Raw genomic sequence first — 2500 nt, 5'->3', positions numbered from 1 at the left:
GAAAAGAAATCAACCGAGATTCCCTAAGTAGTGACGAGCGAACGGGGAACAGCCCTTAAGCTGGAATGGCTTTAGAAAAACAATCTGGAAAGATTGGCCATAGAAGGTGATAGCCCTGTATTTAAAAGGGCCACTCCAGTGAAGACGAGTAGGGCGGGGCACGTGAAACCCTGTCTGAATATGGGGGGACCATCCTCCAAGGCTAAATACTCCTGACCGACCGATAGTGAACCAGTACCGTGAGGGAAAGGCGAAAAGAACCCCGGAGAGGGGAGTGAAATAGATCCTGAAACCGTGTGCGTACAAGCAGTAGGAGCTCGCAAGAGTGACTGCGTACCTTTTGTATAATGGGTCAGCGACTTACTGTTCGTGGCAAGCTTAACCGTATAGGGGAGGCGAAGGGAAACCGAGTCTGATAAGGGCGCATAGTCGCGGGCAGTAGACCCGAAACCGGGTGATCTAGTCATGGCCAGGGTGAAGGTGCCGTAACAGGTACTGGAGGCCCGAACCCACGTCTGTTGCAAAAGACGGGGATGAGCTGTGATTAGGAGTGAAAAGCTAATCGAACCCGGAGATAGCTGGTTCTCCTCGAAAGCTATTTAGGTAGCGCCTCGGACGAATACTACTGGGGGTAGAGCACTGTTATGGCTAGGGGGTCATCGCGACTTACCAAACCATTGCAAACTCCGAATACCAGTACGTACTATCCGGGAGACACACGGCGGGTGCTAACGTCCGTCGTGAAAAGGGAAACAACCCAGACCCACAGCTAAGGTCCCAAATTCACTGCTAAGTGGAAAACGATGTGGAAAGGCATAGACAGCCAGGAGGTTGGCTTAGAAGCAGCCACCCTTTAAAGAAAGCGTAATAGCTCACTGGTCGAGTCGGTCTGCGCGGAAGATTTAACGGGGCTAAGCAGTGAACCGAAGCTTGGGGTGCGTAAAACTTCGGTTTTATGCGCGGTAGAGGAGCGTTCCGTAAGCCTGCGAAGGTGGATTGAGAAGTCCGCTGGAGGTATCGGAAGTGCGAATGCTGACATGAGTAACGATAATGCGGGTGAAAAGCCCGCACGCCGAAAGCCCAAGGTTTCCTTGCGCAACGTTAATCGACGCAGGGTTAGTCGGTCCCTAAGGCGAGGGCGAAAGCCGTAGTCGATGGGAAGCAGGTTAATATTCCTGCACCTCGCGTGAGTGCGATGGAGGGACGGAGAAGGTTAGGTGTACCGGGCGTTGGTTGTCCCGGGGAAAGGCGGTAGGTTTGGATCTTTGGCAAATCCGGGATCCTTTAAGACCGAGCACCGAGACGAGCCTTTATGGCAAAGTCACTGATACCACGCTTCCAGGAAAAGCTCCTAAGCTTCAGCTCACGAAGACCGTACCGTAAACCGACACAGGTGGGTAGGATGAGAATTCTCAGGCGCTTGAGAGAACTCGGGTGAAGGAACTAGGCAACATGGCACCGTAACTTCGGGAGAAGGTGCACCCTTTTTGGTGGCTCATGCGAGCTATAGCTGAAGAGGGTCGCAGAAACCAGGCCGCTGCGACTGTTTATCAAAAACACAGCACTCTGCAAACACGAAAGTGGACGTATAGGGTGTGACGCCTGCCCGGTGCTGGAAGGTTAATTGATGGGGTCAGCCGCAAGGCGAAGCTCTTGATCGAAGCCCCAGTAAACGGCGGCCGTAACTATAACGGTCCTAAGGTAGCGAAATTCCTTGTCGGGTAAGTTCCGACCTGCACGAATGGCGTAACGACAGCGGCGCTGTCTCCACCCGAGACTCAGTGAAATTGAAATCGCTGTGAAGATGCAGCGTTCCCGTGGCAAGACGGAAAGACCCCGTGAACCTTTACTATAGCTTTACACTGAACGTTGAGTTCGTCTGTGTAGGATAGGTGGGAGGCTATGAAACTGTGGCGCTAGCTGCAGTGGAGCCATCCTTGAAATACCACCCTGTCGTGCTTGACGTTCTAACCTAGATCCGTTATCCGGATCAGGGACCGTGTATGGTGGGTAGTTTGACTGGGGCGGTCTCCTCCTAAAGAGTAACGGAGGAGCACGAAGGTACGCTCAGCGCGGTCGGACATCGCGCACTGTGTGCAAAGGCATAAGCGTGCTTGACTGCAAGATCGACGGATCAAGCAGGTACGAAAGTAGGTCTTAGTGATCCGGTGGTTCTGTATGGAAGGGCCATCGCTCAACGGATAAAAGGTACTCCGGGGATAACAGGCTGATACCGCCCAAGAGTTCATATCGACGGCGGTGTTTGGCACCTCGATGTCGGCTCATCACATCCTGGGGCTGTAGTCGGTCCCAAGGGTATGGCTGTTCGCCATTTAAAGTGGTACGCGAGCTGGGTTCAGAACGTCGTGAGACAGTTCGGTCCCTATCTGCCATGGGCGTTGGAAGTTTGAGAGGGGCTGCTCCTAGTACGAGAGGACCGGAGTGGACGAACCTCTGGTGTTCCGGTTGTCACGCCAGTGGCATTGCCGGGTAGCTATGT

The 2500-nt window shown here is 53.5% G+C and carries 1 other annotated feature (cut by both window edges).

What is annotated here, in order from left to right:
* Nucleotides 1-2500, top strand: a sequence feature (most likely nonfunctional fraction of RNA operon) (it extends past both window edges: 209 nt to the left, 417 nt to the right).

It is taken from the genome of Xanthomonas hortorum, assembly GCF_011305375.1.
Lineage (GTDB): Bacteria > Pseudomonadota > Gammaproteobacteria > Xanthomonadales > Xanthomonadaceae > Xanthomonas > Xanthomonas hortorum_E.
This window is presented reverse-complemented; position numbering and strand designations above follow the sequence as displayed.